Source organism: Legionella nigrisilvae (genome assembly GCF_977063395.2).
The window spans coordinates 17,795-35,761 of record NZ_CDRUGZ020000019.1 but is presented as its reverse complement, the minus strand read 5'-3'; the positions used below and the strand labels follow the sequence as shown (position 1 = coordinate 35,761).

Genomic DNA, 17,967 nt, shown 5'->3' with positions numbered 1-17,967 from the left:
TTATTTAATAAATTACCCCGCATCATATCCGCCCGCAACAGCGTTATATACTTGTACGATACCATCGAGTAATTGAGCTTTTTCTTGAATTAAAGTTAATTTACTGCGGTCAAGATTTATTCTTGCATTAATTACATTGCGATAATCCCTTGCTCCAGATTTATATTGGGCTTGTGCAATAGCAAATGATTTTTTAGCTGCTAAATATCCTTTGTAGGTTTGTAGGTATGATAAATTGTTCTTTTGCTGATTGGTAAGCGCATCATCTACATCTGCGAATGCTGAATGAAGGGTTCCTAGGTAATCATAATAAATGGCTTTGAATCCAGCTTTGGCTGATTTGATATTTTGATAGGAACTGGCATTGAAAATTTTTGTTGATGCAACCGCTTCAGCAATCCAAATGTTCGTACTCAATTTTAAAAGATGGGTTAAATCAACTGATGCTCCGCCAATTAAACTTGTGAGCGCAATTGTTGGGAAAAATGCAGAATATGCCACGCCAATTTGCGCTTGTGCTATTTTTAAGTTATTTAAGGCGATCATAATGTCAGGACGATTTTTTAAAACTGCTGAGGGTAAAGATTTAGGAATCAATTGATTAACATTTAAAGAAAATAAACTACGATGAGTAGCAATAGGACCGGGGTTTTGATTCAATAAGAGGCGAATCGTATTCTCACTTTGTGCCACGATATTTTCAATTTGGGGAATATTTGCTTCTTCTTGGGCAATTTGTTGATCTAAATTAGTAATTGTCTCGATAGTACTGGCGCCTTTTTTGAATCGTATTTGTTCGAGTTGACGTAGTTTTTTTAAGTCTGTACTCAGACGGATCTCTACTGCCAATTGTTCTCGTTGACTCAAGAGCATAAAGTATGCCCCGCTCATTTGGCTCATGATACCTAATTTTATTGACTGGGATTGAGCTTCTTCCATTGCAAGGGAAGCTTTTGCTGATTTAATGTTGCTGATATTATTTAAGATATTTAAAGTGTATCCTGGAACAAACCCGGCGTTGTATCCCCTAAACCTCAGGCTGGAGAGGTTTCCAAAAAAAGGATTATTTGTCAATTGGCCTCTGGGAGTAATATGGGTATTCCACGTTCCCCCAGTAAAACCGGTAGCGCTGGCATCAAGAGTTGGGATCCAGGCATATTGAGCCGCTTTAAGTTGTGCTTTTGCTTGTTCAATTGTCGCATAAGAACTTCTAATCGAATCATTACAGGCTAGGGCTTGGGCCATAAGCTGATTAAGCTCTGGATCGTGCAGTTTTTTCCACCATGCAAAATGACTTAAATCGGCGTGGTTATTGAGATATTTGATTCCACTTCGGGTACTTTCAGGATAACTTACCTTTTCATGAAGAATGCAGTTTTTACAACATCCTCCAAGTAACAGGGCAAATAGATTGAGCAAGATAATTTTTAGTTTCATAATTTGGCCAATTCAATAAATTTATTAATCGAGCTTCGTTCTAAATATTTTTCCTGTTAAAAGAATCAGAATAAAAGCGATCAATAAAATAGGTAAAATATTAGGGATAATTTGCACGAGTGTATTGCCTTTCAGTAAAATCCCACGCGTAATTCGGACAAAGTAGGTCATGGGAAGACAATATCCAATAAGTTGTGCCCACGTAGGCATACCATAGAACGAGAAAATATAACCGGATAAAAACATTGAGGGTAATTGATAAAAGACACTCAGTTGCATTGCTTGCATCGGCATGTGTGCGAGAGTAGAAAATATCATTCCTACCATTAAACTGGCGATAATAAATGGCGCCACAGCAATATACAGCAAAAGAATGCTGCCTTCCGTAGGAATATGAATTAATAACTTACCAAAAATGAGAATACTAGTGAGTTGTAAATATCCTAAAACAATATAAGGGATAACCTTACCCAGAATGATCTCCAAAGGTTTTAATGGAGTACTTAAGAGCATTTCCATCGTGCCGGATTCTTTTTCTGAGGTAATAGCGGTTGAAGTTAGCATTACCATGGTGAGGGTAAGCAACACACCAATTAAACCAGGAACAATATTATAAGAACTGGTGTTTGATTCGTTATAAAGCCGGTGAATGTTGAGATTGACGCTTCTATCCAAATGGCTTGGAGAGGGTGAGCCTAAACCTTGTTGATTGAACCTATTCAGAGTTTGATTCAATATGGGAAGCGCATTACTAAGAGCACTGGCGCTGCTTCCAGGATCGCTCCCATCGATTTCAACCAATAATTGGGGATTTTCTTTGCGAATGTACTTCCGAGTAAAATTGGGAGGGATAGTAAAAGCGAGGCTTATTTTTCCATTCGCGAAATCTTGATTTTTCTTGTCTTCATTTAATAGTTCATTCTTTACTTTAAAATAGCCTGAAGCCTCAAGTGCGCTGACATAGCTTCTCGTTAACGGGGTATTATCATAACTGATGATGGTAGTGGGTAAATGTTTTGGATCGAATTGAATTGCAAATCCAAAAAGAATTAACAGCATAATCGGTAAAATAACGAGCATCGCAATAGTGCCCCGATCGCGAGTGACAAGAATAAATTCTTTACGTATTAAACCCCCGAGGCGTTTTAGAGATATTCCTTGTAATATACCCTTATAGTTCATCGCATTAATCCGATAAAAACCTCTTCAAAAGATGGTGTGATCTCTTTAAATGAAAGATGATTGTTTTCCTGAATGGCCTGGTCTAATAAGTTATGATCTCGGGATGAAATTCGCAATTCATTATTTACAATGGATGCTAATAGTTTTGGCTGCGAAGCAAGTAATTGCTCCATTACTTTATTTTGTTCTTTCCGATTTACTTCTACGACATAGGTTTTGACTTTTGATTGTGGAATTAAATCTTTGGTGCGGCCGGTATATAATAATTTTCCTAAATTAATATAGGCCAGATCGGTGCACTTTTCCGCTTCATCCATATAATGGGTCGTTACCAAAATAGTGGTGTTATCTCGCGAGGAAATTTTATGTAAATAATCCCAAAATTCTTTACGCGCTTTGGGATCGACACCGGCTGTCGGTTCATCCAAGAATAATAATTGAGGTTTATGCAATAAACTGCATGCTAAGGCTAAGCGCTGTTTCCATCCTCCCGATAAATTACCTGCTTTTACGTTTTGATAGTCTCCGAGCCCAAGTTCGCGGATCATCTCTTCTATTGTCTGAGCCGAATTTTTTATTTGAAAAATATCTGCAATAAAGCGAAGGTTTTCATGAACAGTTAATCCCGTGTAAAAGCTGAATTTTTGAGGCATATAGCCGGTACGCTTTTTTATTTCATCGCTTTGAGTTTTAATATCATATCCAAGACAACATCCTTCTCCATCGGTAGGTGTTAAAAGACCACAGATCATTCGAATAGTCGTCGTCTTGCCACTACCATTTGAGCCAAGAAAACCAAATATGGAGCCTCTTTCTACTTGTAGATTAATATGATCGACCGCGATTTTCTTATCGAATTTTTTTGTTAATTGTTTTACATCAATTACAAAATCACTCATCAAGCTAATTCCAAGGTAACAGGTTGCCCGAGATGAATTTTTTCAAGATCAGGGCTATCAATTTTTGCTTCGATTCGGAACACAAGACGTTGACGTTCCTCACGGGAATAAATAATAGGGGGAGTGTATTCAGCAATATTTGAAATAAAGAAAATATGTCCTTCCGCAAAATGTTCATTGTGGTCAGTCTTAATCTTAACGTGCTCATTAAGACGTAATTCAGCAAGTCGTTCTTCAGGAACAAAAAATATAGCCTTAATATTATTTTTGATAATCAAGGAAAGCACAGGCGCACCTGCTTGGACAAACTCACCTTGGGTATAATATGTATCAAACACAATTCCTGAATCAGGTGCAAAGTTTTCCTTGCGGGTCATCTGCCATTTTTTATCGGCGGTATCAACTTGATTGTTTTTGATTCTAAAATCAATATCATTAAGTTGCTCTTTTGAAATGTTTAGATCTCTTTTGGCTGCATCAAGATCATTTTGACTTGCTGCATTTTGCTTGCGCATCTCCAAAGTACGACGGTAGTTAATCTCATTGTAATTGAGTTGGGTCACAATTTGTTGACGTTGAGCAAGTAAATCTTTGTTAGTTAATTTACTCATTTTGACATTATACAATTCGCTGGTTTGCTCAAGCTTAAATAAAAATTGATTCGTTTTGACTAACTGTCCTCTTAATACAGCTAAATCAGTCAGCCGGCCGCCAAAATCAGCTGACAAATAAACCAGGTCGGTATCAATATATCCACTAAATATCTTATTTTCTTTTTCACAGGCTGTGAGCAATAAGAGAGTCAAAACAACGAGCAACAGTTTCTGCATTTCAAACCCATCCTGAGCTTTATTACGAACTGCTCAAATTTTAGCAGCTATGCAATCTTGGGGTATTTAATTTATGTATATTAAGCTCAAGAATTCTATGTGTCAAAAAGAGTTGATCTTTTAAGGAAGGTCTCAATTTAGAGACAGATTCCCGACTTTATTCCACGAACGGCAGCTATTGACCTAGGCATAGTAACATGTTACACCCCAACCCAGAATTAAGTCACTAAGTAGTCAAAATCACAAAGGAGTATCTGATGAATTATAAATTTTTTTGTAGTCTAACAATCGCTGTCTCTTCTTTATTGACCCAGTCTGTTTATGCAGAGCAAAAAACAATTGCTTATAAGAATGAACGAGGATCAATTTTAGAACTCAATATCTTAGCAGATCATAAAATTGAAGGTTATTTCACCACAGCAGTTGCTTCTAAAACATGCCCACAAGCAATTAATCAAAAAAGACCTATTACCGGTTATATGGTTGGTAATGCTATATCCTTCAGTGTGGTTTATCCGATGTGTGACTCAATATTGAGTGTTAGTGGCCATTTTGATAAAAACCAGCAAGCCATTGACACCCTATCCATACTCAGCAAACAAGCTACCGACATTATTCACGAAGGACCTGGGGCTCGTTTTATTGGCCACGACTCTTATAAAAAAATAGGGTAATTACTGAGTAGTATATTGGGCTTGGGATGATTTTGTTACTTAGCCTTTAGGGAATGTAACAATTTATCCCACGCTAGGTCCCGGGACCGGTTCGCGGCATTCAGAACCGATCTACATTAAAACAAATCTTTGTATGGAGATATCAACGATGATACCGTTGAAGAACCCTTTACGGGGTTAGTGCATCTCTTGACCTAGGTCCTTTTTAAACTGCGTACCATATCACGTAACTCAAAAACCACTAACTCTGAACTCTTGGTGATGCCTATTACTAATAAAAACTGGGCGGCATAATAGAGAAGCATAATCAAAATCGTTGTGAGTTTGTTATCCGATAGAACAAATAAGTTTAATGACAAAACAAAATCAGACAATAAGAAAAGACAAGCTCCAGTCTGTATCAACAGTGATGGTTGTTTCACTTGAAAAGAGCAAAATACCATGAAGGTCAACAGGCATAGATAAATGGCTACTGGTTTTTTTAAGTCGCCTAAATAGGGGGATAAAAAGTAAAAGCTTATTAGGACAAAGACTAAAACGGGTAAAAAGAAAAACAAATTTTTTCTTTGAAATCGCATGTTGATTAAAAAGATACTAATGTACATGCAATGTGCACCCATAAACATCAAGATTCCTAGTTGCAATGCAACCTTCGTAGGAAGAGTTAGAAAGACATCACCAATTAAGGAAAAGCCTAAGGCACAAAGTAATAAAATTTTGAGGTGTCTCGGAGGGTTGGTTTGAACAACAAATACCATCAGTATGGCAATGGGAAGTATTTTAAATAAGGTGGTCAAAGGATATTGAATAACAGAGAGTAACAAAAGATAAAGGAGCATACTCAGTAAAATAAAAATTATTGTTATTTTAAAAGGCTGGGCTCGCATCTAAAAGTCCTTATTTTTCAGTGCTCTTTAGTTCCTTATAGTATACAACGTCTTTCTTTGCCCTTATAAGTTTTTGTTTATTGAGATAAATTGTGGTTTAATAACGAGCTGTTTGTATTCATTTGGGTCTAGTTATGAAAAAAATAATCTTACTTCTAATCATTACTTCTTTTGTTTCAGTTGGACATACCAGTAAGCTTAGTAAATTTTTAAAACAAATGGATGAGGAAGACAGGGTACGGCAAGAACGAGAATGGCAACAAGATATGAATTTTGGTGATTTTTCATTTCGATTAGATAAACGGTATACCGATGATCATGGACAACGTTGTCGTGATTATAAGTTTAGATCACGCAGTAATCCTTTTCGCCATGGATATTACACCGTCTGTGATGAACGCTAGAATTCACAGATTGCAGGAGAAAAAATGTTACGATGCTTTTTCTCCTGAACACCTTAGTTAATTCTTCCATTTGATGAGCAATTTATGAATTAAATGGAGAAATCCATTACATATTCTACAATAACATCATATAGACCTAAATCTTGCTAAAGCGCTGCAATTCAACTTTAAGGGATGCATTTATGAGTAAGTCTATGATGATGCTCCTCTTGGTAGTTTCTTCTTGCGATTATGCCAACATTGCTAATAATATTTTATTAAGTAGAACCTCAGAGCAGAAAGCACAAATTCTAAGTGGGATTATCAACTCAGCAGGCGAGCCATGTATTCCTACCGAAGCTTTTTATCAGGGTGTAGATCTGAATGATGCGGCCTATTGGAATATCGCTTGTTCTAATGGTAAGTCCTTTGTCATTCAAATTGCCAACGACGCCGCCGCGACAAAAACAATAATTCAATGTAGTGCGATGAAATCATTAGGGACTCAGTGCTTTAAGAAATTCGGTTTTTAAATGACTAAGACTACCAAGATATATGGGTTGAGACTTTATAATAAATATTAATGGAGTTGAACCAGAGCTGACTGTATACTCAAATAGAAGGAACATTATATATTAGTGAATAAAAGAAGGATTTTTTATGGCGCAAACAGTAGAACATCGTGTTATCAATTTAATTGCAAGAACTCAAGAGATCCCACCTGAAGATATTGATTTGGATCAGTCGATTGACCAAATTGTTCCTCGTTCCCTGGATTTAGTTAATTTATTCTTCGATCTAGAGGATGAGTTTGATCTTGATATTCGTAATGACATCCATAAAGAAAAAACAATCCGTGAAATAGCTCTCGATATTAAACAATTAATTGCGAAAAAAAACTAAGTGTAAATTGTCTTCTTGTTGTTAAACAAATGATGACTATTTCGTCAAAATTTTAGAAAGAAAATTGATCTCTTCCCCAATAAAAAATAATAAATCAGGTAGTTATGCACTTAAGTCTTATTTTGTACATTTACTCATTGTCATTGTTCTAAATTAAATTTAGAATGCCTTTTTTATTTATGAGTAGAACAAAATGTCATCAGTATTTGCGCTCTTAGGACTAAAAGACAAACTTGAATATACCTCCATGACGGAATTAGGGATCAGCAGTGATCTCAGTAAACTTCAATCGCAGTCCCAAAATTATTTTACTATTGCAAAAGGAGTTTATGCTGCTGATGGCAACCAACTCGGTGTTGCGATTAATGAAGGACAACACTTCGGAATAAAAAATAGTGAACATGTTGAATTTTTAAAGAGATGTACTGCGCTGGTGAGAGAAAAATCCACGCAACTCAAGAATATCGATCAAAAAATCATAGGCAGTGTGGTTTTTGGGGTAGCTGCAACTGCATTATCGTTTCTGCCTGTGGTTGGCCTTTTAGGTTGGATAGGTTGGGGGGCTACCGCTTATTTTATTCAACAACGTGCTATTGCATATAAAGAATATCAAGAATCATTGGCTCTTTTAGTAGGTGTATGCAATTGGAGTCTGGGTGAAGGTGAGGAAACACGCAATAGCAGTATCAGTCTTTTGACTACCCACGAATCGATACGTGATATGATGGCTGTGCTTTATCCTGTTCTTACGGAAAAACAAGTAAAACATCTCATTGCGGATGATATTGAGGGTAAATTTGCTGAAGAATTAAATGAGTATGAAAAAAGATTTAAATTAGGCTTCAATCCTAATCAATTCTTTTCTAAAACAGACGATACGATTGCACTCAGTAAAAAAGGTGCGGAATTTAGCCGTTGCATTTACGGTTACAACAAAGGTGGCTTTACTGATTTTCTTGATGCTATTGTATCTATACTTCCCGATTTATATAAAGCTGCCCTTCACGGTTGTCAAAAACTCCACTACTGGTGGCAAGAGAAGAATCATTCATCAGAGAAGGAAGAGGCGTCTGTTTCGCAAGTACCTAGTACTTTTTCTAACAAGTAGATTGTATGTAATTCCCCTAAGTAATTTAGGGGAATAACTGGGTTAATATAAGTAGCGCTTTTATCTTTACGACAGAGAATGAGTTTCCATTTTTATTTGTCTATCTTATTAAATTTTTAATTTTGATCAAAAAGCTGTGCTATTGCGCTAAAAGCGTGTTTTTGATTCGAGGATACATTTATCCTTTACTGAATAACAAGGAGAAAAAATGGAGCTTAAGATAGAAGAAATTAATGATGCGGATATTTTTATCTACGGTAAAATGGAACCCGATGAAACGGACAGAATGCTCTTTACTAAACTGGAGCAGTTACTTATTCAGCCTGATGGTTGTTCAAAGATTGCTAAGTTACAACACAGTAGCGAAAAGCTATGGTTAATCCGCGATAGCCGAGTGGCTGGCTTACTTACAGTTCAATCGGTTAGCTGGGATAAAGAGTTAACCCAATGGGTACTCAATGGGCCTCAGCGTTACATGTTATCGAATTATCACGGATGGATTTTAAATAATTCAATTCCTGGCAGTGATATCTTTCTTGCAGTAGTGGATTCAGTGGGGGGGTTTATCGATATGACGGCCGATAAGGCCAAGCCTCATCTTCCGGGGTTATTAAAAACTCTAGCCGAGAATGGATATTATATAGAAAATAGGATTAACCCGAAGGCAGGACAGCAATCAAAATTAACAGGTTATTCAACTTACATTATCGATTTGTCACCCAAATCCACCGTGCAATCAACAGAAGTTTTTTTGCCCGAAGGGATCAGCATGGCCCTTTGTTGTCCAATTTCAGTATTAAAAACAGGGCAGATGAAGGTAATGAAAGATCCAGTGACACGCGTTGATGATGGAATTAGCTATGAGCGCAGCTATTTATTGGAAAAATATCCTTATCTGCAAGAAGGAGCAGATTTTTATCCCAATATTAAGCTAAAGAACATTATCAACTACATTTCAGCAACTATTTTAATGCCAGAAGAGTATTGGAGCAAATTACAAAAAATTGATGAAGATATTAAGGATCCTATATTTTCTGAAACAATGACCGAACCTGTGTTAAGTCCTAGTGGACATTCTTATGAGAAAAAATCCATTGAGCAATGGATAAAAAAGAAACAAGTTGGGTTGCCAACAGTGAGTAATACACTTCCAATCCCTGATCCAATGACGCAGGAGAACATAAGAGGTAAGACTCTTGTCCCAAATAAAAACTTGATGCAATTTATTCAAGCTTGGCCCGCTTTTTATGAAGACCAAGAGTTTAAATTGGCAATAAAAATCTCCACACCTACTCAAACATAGTATTTATTTTTCTTGCAATGCGGGAGTATCCATTGGGCGCTTACTAATTTTTATTCGAAACAAATGATTTCGTATGAATTAAATAAGATGGTTTATCTTCGTGCATTTTTTTTGTTATAGTTTTTATGAGCGATTTTATAAGGACGTTTTAAGGATATGTACACGAAATACCAAGGAGTGGTGACGCGATTTCTGCGTCAAGAGGAGCGACTCATATTATCCGAAGAATATGAAATGCCACTGGTTATTGAGGCAACTGATGCAACAGATCTAAAGTTTTTGCAACAGTTCCTTAAATCTAACTCGCAACAAATTATTGCAGATATGGCTCAGTATGGAGCAGTTCTTTTAAGAGGTTTTGCTATCAATACTGATGAGGAGTTCGAGAGGATTGTTTTGAGTATCCCAGAATTTCGCGGTATTAGTGAAGCATTTATGTCTGAAAATGGTCGCGATCGCGTGGATAATCTGCAATTTGTGCTACATACTAATTCCGTCTATAAAACGGGCGGAACACTCTATCTAGGGGGCTTCCATTCGGAAAATTATTATTCTGCTGATGTTCCTAGTTATCTTTGTTTTTGTTGTTTCCAACCCTCAGAGTTAGGGGGGGAGACCGGTTTAATTAATACGCAAAAAATTTACAGCCATCTGCAAGATGAGCTAAAACAAAAATTAGAAAATAATTCTTTTTTTGTTTGTAAATGGTCGGTTGCCGAAATTGCAGAACGATATCAAATTTCTCAGGATGCGGTAAAAAAAGTATGCCAGAAATTCAATTTTCCAATTGAAGGCGATGGAGAAAATGAGTTTGTTTTGATGTATAAGCCCAGTGTTTGGGAACATCCTCTTACTCAAGAAAAAGCCCTGCAAATCAATATGTTTGAGCTGCCTACACTTAATTATGAACTGAGAAAGTGTTTTATGAACGACTATAAAGGGAAGATTTGGTTTTGGCATCGATTTTTTTGGCGTTTACCTACCTCAATGTTCAATTTAGTAGAATTACTCGCTATGGTGTGTATTTCTTTTTTTAATTCACCTCAAAATGCATATAAAATTGTACGCACAAAACTATCCAATTATAAAGCGAGTAGAAAAAATAAAAGGTTATCAGCGAAAACAGTAAAAGTGGGGAGTTGTTTTAACGACAAAGAGATAAAAGAACTCGCTCAACTCATGCGAAGTTATTATTCATCTTGTTTGTGGAAAAAAGGGGATGTATTGCTTATTGATAATAAAAAAGTTATGCATGCCGGTATGCCTGGAATGGGGCCTAGATTAATCCGGGCCATGATTTGTAATCCCCTAGCTATGAATTATTCATCCGAGACAGGATTTCTAGTGGCTAAAGAGAGTACTAGCAATACCATTGGCGCATGTATGGTAAAAGGTACTATGAATTAAACGAGTAACCTGAAGTCGTGCTCCAGGCTACAATTCTTATGTTACAGTCAGGAATAAATAATACGTGCTAGTTCAGCCCCTAGGCGTGCATTGTTTTTAATTAAAGCAATGTTGGCCAGCAAACTTTTTCCTTGCGTGAGTTGGGCAACTTCGGCTAAGAGAAAGGGAGTTAATTCCTTTCCTGTGATATTATTTTGTTCCGCTTTTTGTATGGCATTCATAATAACAGGTTCGATGATCTGAACTGGAATATTAAATTCTGCAGGAATCGGGTTGGTGACCAAGACACCTGATGTCATGCCTAAACCCCAATGTGCTGTTAATATATCTGCAAGGGTTGATACATCCTCAACCCAGGTTGATAACGGATGATGGGTTGCATCGGTATAAAACGCGGGCAGTACTTGCGTGCGATAACCTACTACAGGCACACTCATCATTTCTAAAAATTCTAAGGTACGCGGCAGGTCGAGTATGGCTTTGGCCCCTGCACAAATTACCGCAATGGGAGTTCTGGATATTTCAATAAGATCTGCTGAAATATCTTGTGCATCGCCTCGATGAACCCCGCCAATTCCTCCAGTAGCGAATAATTTAAGACCTGCTTTAGCAGCACAAAATAGGGTTGCAGCGACTGTAGTTCCTGCAGAGTGCCGATTGGCTAACATATAGGGTAAATCGCGTCGGCTTGCTTTCAAAGCCTCTTTATTGTTTGCAAATTGCTGCAATTCATTTGTTGTTAAACCAATTTTAATTGTTCCATCAATCACAGCAATGGTTGCGGGTGTCACATCCAGTTCCCGTACAATTTGCTCCACTGCTAGTGCGGTTTCATAATTATCAGGATAAGGCATGCCATGAGAAATAATTGTGGATTCTAATGCCAGTATCGGTTTGTTATGCTCAAGCGCTGCTTTTACTTCGGGGGAGTAATCAAAAAATTGGTTCATGATGAATTTCTCGTACTGAATGGTTTAGTTGAATATTTTTTAATGCTTCAAAATTTATTTGTTCATTGACGGTGTGACATGATTGCACGGTTAAAGCAGCCATTGCTGCCCCTGTATGACAGGCATCAATTATGGGTGTGTTCTTTTTTAATTCATAAAGAATTCCTGCAATGAAAGCATCTCCTGCTCCACTGACATCGACTATTGGATCAATAAAAAATGCTGGAACATGTTTTTTAACGGTTTCATTAACAATCACATAACCTGATTTTCCCAAACTGATAATGCAATTCCTAACGCCTTTATCCAACAATATCTGGCCTGCTTTGATGCAGTCAGACACTGAATGAATATGAGTTTGTGTTAAAGCTTCTGCCTCAAAACGGTCCGGTTTCAACAGAAAAATATTCTCTAATAAAGGCGGTAATTTTCGGGCTTTGCTCACAGAAACCGGATCAATGCATAGCTTAATATTTTGGGTGCGCGCTATTTGAATGGCATATTCAATAATAACATGAGGTAAATTAGTATCCAGAAATACAATCTCTTCATTATTCCATTCACACCAAGAAGACGTAAATTGATCGAAGGGAACATGATCAAAAATTTCCATGTCGGCTAAAGCAAGAACTAATTCTCCTTCTTTATCGAGAATAACATCATAGTGAGCTGTAGATTTATTATGAATAGTAAGAATATTTTGGATTCCCACGCCCATACTTTTTAAATGGGCAATGGCGTGTAGTCCATCATTATCTTGGCCTACTACGCCGTAGATATGAACATTGTTAGTCAATAATGAAAGATTTTTTGCAACATTATGAGCAACACCACCAAAGCTTGAAATGGATGAAACGGGATTGGATGTCCCTAATTGCAGTTGATGGGTGGATGTTAATTTGCGATCAATGGTTATGCCGCCAATGCATATTATTTGTTTATTCATTAATGGATCAAAAAAATTTTTTGAGTCAAGCATCATAGCATGAGAACAGCGGAGTTTCCTGCTGGATAAGAATGAATCCTTCTGTGCTATTCTTTTTTTATGACCGTTGAACGAAATTGATTATTCAACTTCCTACCCGCCACTCTTTATTGCTGTTTTTAGACCATTCATAGTTTGTGAAGTATAGTGATTATCTGATATAAATTGTTTACAGATACTTTTGAGGACTTATAAGGAAAATCATGGGACTTCTCATTGATGGTCAGTGGCATGATGTCTGGTACGATACGTCTAAAACAGGAGGGGCATTCAAACGAGAACCGAGCCAATTTCATTCGGGGATAAGTAATGAGCCCAATTCTCGCTTTCCAGCTGAAAAAAACCGTTATCATTTATATGTATCGCTTGCTTGTCCATGGGCGCACCGGACTTTAATTTTCAGAAAACTCAAAAAACTTGAAGATTATATTGATGTTTCCATAGTGCATCCGCACATGCTTGAAAAGGGATGGACGTTTAAACAAGAAATGGGAGCTACTGGAGATACTCTTTATGGATTGAACTATTTATATGAACTTTATGTGAAAGCAAACCAAAATTACACTGGCCGAGTTACTGTTCCTGTTTTATGGGATAAAAAGGAACAAACAATCGTTAGTAATGAATCAGCAGAAATTATTCGTCAATTCAATCAAGAGTTTAACCATTTGACAGGTGATAATCAGGACTTTTACCCAGAATCACTTCGAACGGAAATAGATGCATTGAATGACCGAATTTATCATGCCATTAACAATGGAGTTTATCGTTGTGGATTTGCAACAACCCAAAAGGCCTATGAAGAGGCATACATCCAATTATTTCTTTTACTGGATGAACTGGATGAACGACTACGTCACCAAAAATACTTACTGGGTCCACAGGTAACTGAGGCTGATTGGCGCTTTTTTACCACCTTAATTCGTTTTGATGCAGTGTATTACAGTCATTTCAAGACCAATCAGCAGCGAATTAGTGATTATCAAGGGATACAGCCCTATTTAGAAAGACTCTACAATCATCCTGGAGTGCGAGACACCGTAAACTTTTTACATATCAAGCAACACTATTATTTTAGTCACAAGAACATAAATCCAACACAAATTATACCCTTAGGACCGAAACTTAACTTTGATTTTTAATAGCCCCTGATTCCTGTCTTTCTGACGTAGACAGGAATCCAGTCATTACTCAATACATTTAAAAAGTATTAATCTATACTCTATTCTTTAGATCCTTTCTCACCCAATTAATTAATCCACCCTCAATAAGCAGTTCGATTTGACGTTTGGACAGAGTTTGTTTTACTTCTATTTCTCTATCATTAACGGTTATTGTGAATAATGTTTTGTCTAAGATATGGGGTAAGTTATTGATCGCAACAATATCTTCTAAATGGATTTCATCATAATCGTTAGGATTTTTAAAAACCAAAGGTAGAATGCCGAAATTAATCAGATTTTGCCAATGGATGCGTGCAAAACTTTTTGCAATGACGACTCGCAAACCTAAATAGCGAGGAGCTAAAGCCGCATGTTCACGGCTCGAGCCTTGACCGTAATTGTCTCCTCCTATAATTACATGCCCCTCTTGATGTTTTCGAGTACGTTTTGCATAAGTTGGGTCGACCCGAATAAAGATAAATTCACTTATTTTAGGAATATTACTTCTGAAAGGAAGAAATTTTGCTCCTGCAGGAGAGATTTCGTCCGTAGAAATATTATCTCCTACCTTAAGAAGTACGGGTATTCTAAATGAATTTGGCAAGGGTGCTAGCTCTGGCAACGTTACTATATTCGGACCTTTCACGAGTTCTACTTTTTTTGCTTCCTCTAAAGGCAAGGGTGCTTCGAAACATGCTGGATTTAATATTCTTTTCTGAGGGATTTTTATTTCTGGGTAAGGTATGTCCAAAGTAGTTGGATCGGTAATTACTCCTGTCAAAGCGGAAGCAGCGGCAGTTTCAGGGCTACAAAGGAATACTTTATCTTCTTCTGTTCCCGAACGTCCCGGAAAATTTCGCGGTACCGTTCGTAAGCTATTTTTTTCGGTTGCAGGAGCTTGTCCCATCCCAATACACCCATTGCAGCCTGCCTGATGGATGCGGGCTCCAGAATGAATAAGAGTTCCTAAATATCCATCTCGGACCAATTCCTCTAAAATTGTTCGCGAACTTGGATTGATATCAAAAGATACATTTGGATGGATTGTCCGGCCTTTGACGATTTCAGCTGCAATTGCAAAATCTCGATATCCAGGATTGGCAGAAGAACCAATATAGGTTTGATAGACCTCTTCCCCTGCTATTTCAGCGACGGGTACTACATTACCTGGGCTGGTTGGTTTTGCGATGAGGGGGATTAATTTCGATAAATTGATTTCTGTATGTTCGTCATAGGAAGCCTTGGGATCTGCGATTAGTTCTATCCAGTCGTTTTTACGACCTTGACTTTCTAAGAATTCCTTAGTGATCTCGTCTGATGGAAAAACGGTAGTCGTGGCTCCTAACTCGGCCCCCATATTAGCAATTACATGTCGATCCATGGCACTTAAATGTTTTAATCCTTCTCCATAATATTCCAATATGTACCCAACTCCCCCTTTAACATTATAACGACGGAGCATTTCTAAAATGACATCTTTTGCACTAACCCAGGGGGGTAAGGCACCTGTTAAATGAATACCCATAACCTTAGGCATTTTGATATACAGGGGATAACCGGCAATGGCGAGTGCGACTTCCAACCCACCTGAACCAATTGCAACCATTCCCATAGAACCTGCAGCACAGGTGTGACTGTCTGAACCGGTGAGTGTTTTACCCGGCTTTCCAAAATTTTGCATGTGTACGGCATGACTAATTCCATTTCCGGGACGGCTAAAGTAAAACCCAAATCTTCTGGCTGCGCTTGCAAGAAAAAGATGATCGTCAGGATTTTTATTGTCTTCTTGAATTAAATTGTGATCTACGTATTGAACTGATAGTTCAGCGTGGGTACGTTCAAGTCCAATGGCTTCCAATTCAAGCATGACTAGTGTTCCTGTAGCATCTTGACACAAAGTTTGATCCATTTTTAAGGCAATTTCTTTACCAGGCTCCATTTTGCCTTCTAGAAGATGTGCTTTGATGATCTTTTCCGTTACATTCATCGCTTCCTCCTTGAAAACAGCTGATTGTTAAAATATAGCACAATGCACTAAATACACTTTCGATAACCAATAGAAGTTTTAGTTGAAATGAGGCCCCTAATCTACTTTGTTACATTACGAAGTATGGGCTAGACTTCAAATTGATGGAACGTTTGGAGATTAGGGCAATGAATTATGAGGATCGCTTTCATGCAGGGCGCGTTCTAGCTGATTTATTAAAGAAGTACGCGAAACGAACAGATGTACTCATATTGGCGTTACCACGAGGTGGTGTCCCTGTTGCCTATGAAATTGCGAATAAACTTTCGCTTCCATTTGATATTTTCATTGTTCGTAAGCTTGGCGTTCCTGGACATGCAGAATTAGCTATGGGAGCCATTGCGTCGGGAGGAATAATTGTTTTGAACGATGAGATAGTCAATGCCATGCTCATATCGAAAGAGGCGATTAATACGATCCAAAAATCAGAACAAGACGAATTATTACGTCGTGAGTTGGTTTATCGAGGAAAAAAACCATTCCCTAACTTAGCAGGAAAAACAGTAATCCTGGTAGATGATGGTATCGCGACAGGTTATACTATGCGAGCGGCAATTGCCGCATTAAAACAGAAAAATCCAGCTAAAATTATAGTCTCAGTTCCTGTGGCCGCCCGCTCGACCTGTGATGAAATCGCTCCTCTAGTTGACGAAATTATTTGTCCCATGCGCCCGGATAATTTTTATGCCGTAGGCTTGTGGTACAGTGATTTTTCACAAACAACCGACGATGAAGTGATGCAATTATTGCAAAAAAGCTAAGTATCACTCAAACTTATCCTCCTCGCATTAACCATGTAGCGATGAGGCATGAGATGAACAATTTAACCAATAAAATTATTTTAGTGACAGGAGCTTCCAGTGGAATTGGTCAGGCTTGTGCTCGTTTGTGCGCACAGCAAGGAGCTCGATTAATACTGTGTGCTCGCCGAGTCGAACGACTTGAAGCCTTAGCCAAAGAGTTGACTCAACTTTATGGAGAGGAGCATTACGTTTTACCTTTAGATGTATGTGATCCTGAACAAGTTAAAAAGCAACTAGGTTCCTTACCTGGCCAATGGCAATCCGTGGATGTATTAATTAACAATGCGGGATTGGCTTTAGATAGTTTGCCTTTGCAAAAGGGAATTGAAGAACATTGGGATATCATGATTGATACCAATATCAAAGGATTACTCTATGTCAGTCGTACTTTGATACCAGGTATGTTGGAGCGAGGTCGTGGTCATGTAGTCAATATCAGTTCTGTGGCAGGTCACGAATGTTATCCCAATGGTAATGTTTATTGTGCAACCAAACATGCGGTCCATGCTCTTTCAAAATCAATGAGATTGGATATGTTAGGTAAACCTGTTCGAGTTACTGAAATTGCACCGGGTGCGGTTGAAACTGAGTTTAGTGAGGTGCGATGGAATGATAAACAAAAGGCAAAAGAGTTTTATCAAGATTTTCAGCCTTTATTAGCAGATGATATAGCAGATGCGATAGTTTATTGTATAACTCGCCCAAAACATGTAGATATCGAAGAAATGACGATTATGCCCACAGTACAAGCATCAGCTAATCATTTAGCGAGAGATAAGAAATAAGTAAAGTTTGCGCAAAATTGCTCGGGCTCTACCTTCAATGGTCTATTATTTATATATATAGGTGATGGCTAATCCTGGCTGAACCATTTAATAGTGCCAGATTAGGGGGTTGTGTTGGAGCGTGGTGTGCAAGCCTATGTACCTAGTAGGAAGCCTAAAGCGCTCCGTAAACCTCCATAGTGAACCACGTAAGAGGCTCAGTATACAGGAAGTCGTCGCCTGTATTTTTTGAGCACTAATCC

The 17,967-nt window shown here is 37.8% G+C and carries 18 protein-coding genes; 10 read left to right on the top strand and 8 right to left on the bottom strand.

All coding sequences use genetic code 11. The features are described from left to right. Positions 1-12: 12 nt before the first annotated feature. From ACWTE2_RS05260 to ACWTE2_RS05245, 4 genes are read right to left on the bottom strand one after another with little or no spacing between them, the layout of a single operon-like run. Positions 13-1,437 (bottom strand): TolC family protein, encoded by a 1,425-nt coding sequence (locus ACWTE2_RS05260; protein WP_454784471.1) that lies wholly within the window; start codon positions 1,435-1,437, stop codon positions 13-15. 24 nt (positions 1,438-1,461) lie between these two features. Next, positions 1,462-2,619, bottom strand: coding sequence for an ABC transporter permease (locus ACWTE2_RS05255; protein ID WP_454784470.1), 1,158 nt, complete (start codon positions 2,617-2,619; stop codon positions 1,462-1,464). Further along, positions 2,616-3,518 carry an ABC transporter ATP-binding protein gene (locus ACWTE2_RS05250; protein WP_454784469.1) on the bottom strand — a complete coding sequence of 301 codons (903 nt, stop codon included), beginning with the start codon at positions 3,516-3,518 and terminating at the stop codon, positions 2,616-2,618. Before ACWTE2_RS05250 ends, ACWTE2_RS05255 begins: the two co-directional genes overlap by 4 nt. Further along, positions 3,518-4,348: an HlyD family secretion protein gene (locus tag ACWTE2_RS05245; protein WP_454784468.1), complete on the bottom strand. Its 831-nt coding sequence runs from the start codon at positions 4,346-4,348 to the stop codon at positions 3,518-3,520. The genes ACWTE2_RS05250 and ACWTE2_RS05245 overlap by 1 nt, the downstream gene beginning before the upstream one ends. A gap of 257 nt (positions 4,349-4,605) precedes the next feature. Here ACWTE2_RS05245 and ACWTE2_RS05240 point away from each other — a divergent pair, with 257 nt between their 5' ends. After that, positions 4,606-5,022 carry an avidin/streptavidin family protein gene (locus ACWTE2_RS05240; RefSeq protein WP_454784467.1) on the top strand — a complete coding sequence of 139 codons (417 nt, stop codon included), beginning with the start codon at positions 4,606-4,608 and terminating at the stop codon, positions 5,020-5,022. Positions 5,023-5,216: 194 nt separating this feature from the next. Here ACWTE2_RS05240 and ACWTE2_RS05235 read toward each other — a convergent pair whose 3' ends face one another. Further along, complete coding sequence (locus ACWTE2_RS05235) at positions 5,217-5,909, bottom strand: lysoplasmalogenase (RefSeq protein WP_454784466.1); 693 nt, start codon at positions 5,907-5,909, stop codon at positions 5,217-5,219. Positions 5,910-6,043: 134 nt separating this feature from the next. Here ACWTE2_RS05235 and ACWTE2_RS05230 point away from each other — a divergent pair, with 134 nt between their 5' ends. The 6 genes from ACWTE2_RS05230 to ACWTE2_RS05205 all read left to right on the top strand — a co-directional run bounded on the left by ACWTE2_RS05230 (position 6,044) and on the right by ACWTE2_RS05205 (position 11,013). Continuing rightward, positions 6,044-6,313, top strand: coding sequence for a hypothetical protein (locus tag ACWTE2_RS05230; RefSeq protein ID WP_454784465.1), 270 nt, complete (start codon positions 6,044-6,046; stop codon positions 6,311-6,313). 182 nt (positions 6,314-6,495) lie between these two features. Next, a complete protein-coding gene (locus ACWTE2_RS05225; protein WP_182391698.1) occupies positions 6,496-6,825 on the top strand; it encodes a hypothetical protein in 330 nt (109 codons plus the stop codon). 127 nt (positions 6,826-6,952) lie between these two features. Continuing rightward, entirely contained in the window at positions 6,953-7,195 is a 243-nt protein-coding gene (locus ACWTE2_RS05220) for an acyl carrier protein (RefSeq protein ID WP_454784464.1), read from the top strand. Between the two features lie 193 nt (positions 7,196-7,388). Further along, entirely contained in the window at positions 7,389-8,303 is a 915-nt protein-coding gene (locus ACWTE2_RS05215; RefSeq protein ID WP_182391696.1) for a hypothetical protein, read from the top strand. A 208-nt stretch (positions 8,304-8,511) separates the two neighbouring features. After that, positions 8,512-9,606, top strand: a complete 1,095-nt coding sequence (locus ACWTE2_RS05210) for a U-box domain-containing protein (protein ID WP_454784463.1) — start codon at positions 8,512-8,514, stop codon at positions 9,604-9,606. Positions 9,607-9,762: 156 nt separating this feature from the next. Then, the gene (locus ACWTE2_RS05205; protein WP_454784462.1) at positions 9,763-11,013 is read left to right on the top strand and encodes a TauD/TfdA family dioxygenase; all 1,251 of its coding nucleotides are present in this window, start codon (positions 9,763-9,765) and stop codon (positions 11,011-11,013) included. Between the two features lie 47 nt (positions 11,014-11,060). Here ACWTE2_RS05205 and ACWTE2_RS05200 read toward each other — a convergent pair whose 3' ends face one another. Together ACWTE2_RS05200 and ACWTE2_RS05195 are read right to left on the bottom strand one after the other, a co-directional pair. Further along, entirely contained in the window at positions 11,061-11,963 is a 903-nt protein-coding gene (locus tag ACWTE2_RS05200) for a pseudouridine-5'-phosphate glycosidase (protein WP_454784461.1), read from the bottom strand. Further along, entirely contained in the window at positions 11,947-12,909 is a 963-nt protein-coding gene (locus tag ACWTE2_RS05195) for a carbohydrate kinase family protein (protein ID WP_454784460.1), read from the bottom strand. Before ACWTE2_RS05195 ends, ACWTE2_RS05200 begins: the two co-directional genes overlap by 17 nt. Before the next feature lie 242 nt (positions 12,910-13,151). Here ACWTE2_RS05195 and ACWTE2_RS05190 point away from each other — a divergent pair, with 242 nt between their 5' ends. Then, positions 13,152-14,090: a glutathione S-transferase family protein gene (locus tag ACWTE2_RS05190; RefSeq protein WP_454784459.1), complete on the top strand. Its 939-nt coding sequence runs from the start codon at positions 13,152-13,154 to the stop codon at positions 14,088-14,090. 73 nt (positions 14,091-14,163) lie between these two features. Here ACWTE2_RS05190 and ACWTE2_RS05185 read toward each other — a convergent pair whose 3' ends face one another. Next, positions 14,164-16,098 carry an aconitate hydratase gene (locus ACWTE2_RS05185; RefSeq protein WP_454784458.1) on the bottom strand — a complete coding sequence of 645 codons (1,935 nt, stop codon included), beginning with the start codon at positions 16,096-16,098 and terminating at the stop codon, positions 14,164-14,166. A 167-nt stretch (positions 16,099-16,265) separates the two neighbouring features. Between ACWTE2_RS05185 and ACWTE2_RS05180 the strand changes: the two genes are divergently transcribed. Both ACWTE2_RS05180 and ACWTE2_RS05175 read left to right on the top strand, forming a co-directional pair. After that, a complete protein-coding gene (locus ACWTE2_RS05180) occupies positions 16,266-16,898 on the top strand; it encodes a phosphoribosyltransferase (protein WP_454784457.1) in 633 nt (210 codons plus the stop codon). 53 nt (positions 16,899-16,951) lie between these two features. Then, a complete protein-coding gene (locus ACWTE2_RS05175) occupies positions 16,952-17,725 on the top strand; it encodes an SDR family NAD(P)-dependent oxidoreductase (RefSeq protein ID WP_182391689.1) in 774 nt (257 codons plus the stop codon). Positions 17,726-17,967: the final 242 nt, after the last annotated feature.

Coding starts and splice junctions, on each gene's coding strand:
- ACWTE2_RS05240 (WP_454784467.1), top strand. CDS start 4,606: ATGAATTATAAATTTTTTTGTAGTCTAACAATCGCTGTCTCTTCTTTA.
- ACWTE2_RS05250 (WP_454784469.1), bottom strand. CDS start 3,518: ATGAGTGATTTTGTAATTGATGTAAAACAATTAACAAAAAAATTCGAT.
- ACWTE2_RS05220 (WP_454784464.1), top strand. CDS start 6,953: ATGGCGCAAACAGTAGAACATCGTGTTATCAATTTAATTGCAAGAACT.
- ACWTE2_RS05235 (WP_454784466.1), bottom strand. CDS start 5,909: ATGCGAGCCCAGCCTTTTAAAATAACAATAATTTTTATTTTACTGAGT.
- ACWTE2_RS05245 (WP_454784468.1), bottom strand. CDS start 4,348: ATGCAGAAACTGTTGCTCGTTGTTTTGACTCTCTTATTGCTCACAGCC.
- ACWTE2_RS05210 (WP_454784463.1), top strand. CDS start 8,512: ATGGAGCTTAAGATAGAAGAAATTAATGATGCGGATATTTTTATCTAC.
- ACWTE2_RS05205 (WP_454784462.1), top strand. CDS start 9,763: ATGTACACGAAATACCAAGGAGTGGTGACGCGATTTCTGCGTCAAGAG.
- ACWTE2_RS05225 (WP_182391698.1), top strand. CDS start 6,496: ATGAGTAAGTCTATGATGATGCTCCTCTTGGTAGTTTCTTCTTGCGAT.
- ACWTE2_RS05200 (WP_454784461.1), bottom strand. CDS start 11,963: ATGAACCAATTTTTTGATTACTCCCCCGAAGTAAAAGCAGCGCTTGAG.
- ACWTE2_RS05175 (WP_182391689.1), top strand. CDS start 16,952: ATGAACAATTTAACCAATAAAATTATTTTAGTGACAGGAGCTTCCAGT.
- ACWTE2_RS05195 (WP_454784460.1), bottom strand. CDS start 12,909: ATGAATAAACAAATAATATGCATTGGCGGCATAACCATTGATCGCAAA.
- ACWTE2_RS05215 (WP_182391696.1), top strand. CDS start 7,389: ATGTCATCAGTATTTGCGCTCTTAGGACTAAAAGACAAACTTGAATAT.
- ACWTE2_RS05180 (WP_454784457.1), top strand. CDS start 16,266: ATGAATTATGAGGATCGCTTTCATGCAGGGCGCGTTCTAGCTGATTTA.
- ACWTE2_RS05190 (WP_454784459.1), top strand. CDS start 13,152: ATGGGACTTCTCATTGATGGTCAGTGGCATGATGTCTGGTACGATACG.
- ACWTE2_RS05230 (WP_454784465.1), top strand. CDS start 6,044: ATGAAAAAAATAATCTTACTTCTAATCATTACTTCTTTTGTTTCAGTT.
- ACWTE2_RS05185 (WP_454784458.1), bottom strand. CDS start 16,098: ATGAATGTAACGGAAAAGATCATCAAAGCACATCTTCTAGAAGGCAAA.
- ACWTE2_RS05260 (WP_454784471.1), bottom strand. CDS start 1,437: ATGAAACTAAAAATTATCTTGCTCAATCTATTTGCCCTGTTACTTGGA.
- ACWTE2_RS05255 (WP_454784470.1), bottom strand. CDS start 2,619: ATGAACTATAAGGGTATATTACAAGGAATATCTCTAAAACGCCTCGGG.